2 protein-coding genes and 1 pseudogene are annotated in these 2,004 nt (G+C 60.0%); 2 read left to right on the top strand and 1 reads right to left on the bottom strand.

All coding sequences use genetic code 11. From position 1 onward, the window contains the following. A pseudogene (locus tag AB5Y48_RS13160) lies at positions 1 to 299 on the bottom strand (transposase); the annotation flags it as partial. 226 nt (positions 300 to 525) lie between these two features. Between AB5Y48_RS13160 and AB5Y48_RS13155 the strand changes: the two are divergent. Both AB5Y48_RS13155 and AB5Y48_RS13150 read left to right on the top strand, forming a co-directional pair. Then, positions 526 to 1,428, top strand: coding sequence for a cache domain-containing protein (locus AB5Y48_RS13155; RefSeq protein WP_368164755.1), 903 nt, complete (start codon positions 526 to 528; stop codon positions 1,426 to 1,428). A gap of 49 nt (positions 1,429 to 1,477) precedes the next feature. Further along, a partial coding sequence (locus AB5Y48_RS13150; protein ID WP_368164716.1) for a DUF6444 domain-containing protein occupies positions 1,478 to 2,004 on the top strand: 527 nt, incomplete at its 3' end.

Genomic DNA, 2,004 nt, shown 5'->3' with positions numbered 1-2,004 from the left:
CACTTCAGGTGTTTGGCAAAGTACGCGGCGGCTTTTTTTACCAGGGCCAACTCTTCTGCTTGCTCAGCCAGTTGGCGCTTGAGTCGGACATTTTCATCGGCGAGTTGCTGCTCGCGCTCCCCCGTATCCATGAGTTGCTTGGCCTTGGTGCGCCAAGCGTAGAGCTGGGCTTCTTTGAGGCCTAATTGGATGGCGGCCTTGCTCATTCCTACGCGCTCGGCCAGAGCCAAGGCTTCTTCCTTGTATTGCTGAGAGTAACGGGTTCTGGGTGTTTTCTGTTCGATCGTTGCTTTGGTCATGATGTACCTCTGTCAGTGATTTTACTCACTTAACCAAGTGTCCATCGAGGGTGGGTTAGATTAGACCCCTCTGCCAGGAGGGGTCTTTCATCGGGTACACCCCGATGGCCCTCATCCCCCCGCTTGGGCACGCCTGATGCACAAACCCTTGAGCTTGTTAACAGTCACGGATGAATAGGCTCCGTATGATGTCTGGAAAACGAGCAAGAAAGGATGTCATACGCAGATGAAACATATCTCTATCAGGGCCAAGACCCTGACTCTGGCCATCGTGCCCATCTTGATGATGGCGCTGCTGCTCAACGTCGGGATCTGGTGGCGTGAACAGCAGACGCTGACGGCCCAGCTCGATCGTTACCGCGCCACGGCCCTCGAGCAGAAGAAGGCGGCCCTGGCCGAACACGTGCTGATGGCCAGGACCGCCATCGCCCATCTGCTCAACCAGCAGGGCCCCGAGGCCCGCGAGCAGGCCAAGGGGATACTGCGCGCCCTGCGTTATGCCGAGGACGGCTACTTCTACGTCTATGACACCCGGGGGGTCAACGTCGCCCACGGCATCAAGCCAGCCCTGGAGGGCAAGGATCTCTCCGCCATGACCGACAGCGAGGGGAACCGGGTGATCCTCGATATCATCAAGGCGGCCCAGAGCGGCGACGGCTACTCCCGATTTATCTGGGACAAGCCCTCCAAGGGGAGCGAGCAGCCCAAGCTGGGGTACGCCGTGCTGCTGCCCCAGTGGGGTTGGGTGCTCGGCACCGGCTTCTATATCGACGACATCGACGATGCGGTGGCCAAGGCCCGCGCGGCGGGGGAGGCCGAGCTGGTCACCACCATGGGCGACACCCTGCTCACCTCGCTGCTGCTCACCCTGCTCGCCATCGTCGGCGGTCTCTGGGTATCGCGCTCCATCACCCGTCCCATTCAGACCCTGGTTGAGAGCTTTCACGATCTCGCCCACGGGGAGGGGGATCTCACCCGCCGGATCCGGCTCGATCAGGGGGATGAGCTCGGCGATCTCGCTCACAGCTTCAACGGCTTTATCGAGAAGATCCATCAACTGGTGGAGCAGGTGAGCGTAACCGTTCACCAAGGGTGGGTTGACAGGAAAAAAGAGACGATCGTCTCTTGATCGCCATCAGCCTGTTGCATGATCCCGCCCGTGTTGCATGCTCGCTGGCATGACAAAAAAACAGTCAACACCGGCAGTGCCATCCTTGACTCTCGAGCAGGCCCACGAGCTGATATACAAGCTTCTGGACCGTATCACCGAGTTGGAGGACCGCCTCAATCAACACAGCGGCAACTCCTCCAAGCCGCCCTCCAGTGATGGCCCTGGCAGCGCACCACCGGCCAGGCTGCGTCCGGCCTCCGGTAAAAAACGCGGTGCACAGCCTGGCCACAAGGGGCAGCGGCGGATGCGCCATGCGCACGATGCCCGTCTATCCGTGGAGGCTTACTACCCGCCACCGGAGTGTCCCTGCTGTGGTGGCAAGGTGTTGGCGCATGACAAACCTTATCGAGCGCATCAGGTGTTTGAGTTGCCAGAAGTGAGCTACTTCGTTACCGAGCATCAACTGTTTCGCGCCACCTGTACCCGGTGCATTCACACCGTCGAGGCCGGGCTGCCTGATGCGGTCAGCGACACCCAGATGGGCCCGAATCTGCTCAGCTATATCGCGCTGCAAAGTGGTCAGTTCCATCAGAG

Origin of the sequence: Aeromonas sp. R6-2 (assembly GCF_040908155.1) — a bacterium.
Taxonomy (GTDB): domain Bacteria; phylum Pseudomonadota; class Gammaproteobacteria; order Enterobacterales; family Aeromonadaceae; genus Aeromonas; species Aeromonas schubertii.
The sequence above is the reverse complement of the archived record's forward strand: the minus strand, read 5'-3'. Positions and strand labels throughout refer to the sequence as shown.

Bases quoted from the DNA above. Each gene is read 5' to 3' on its own strand.
- AB5Y48_RS13155 (WP_368164755.1), top strand. From the start codon at position 526: ATGAAACATATCTCTATCAGGGCCAAGACCCTGACTCTGGCCATCGTG.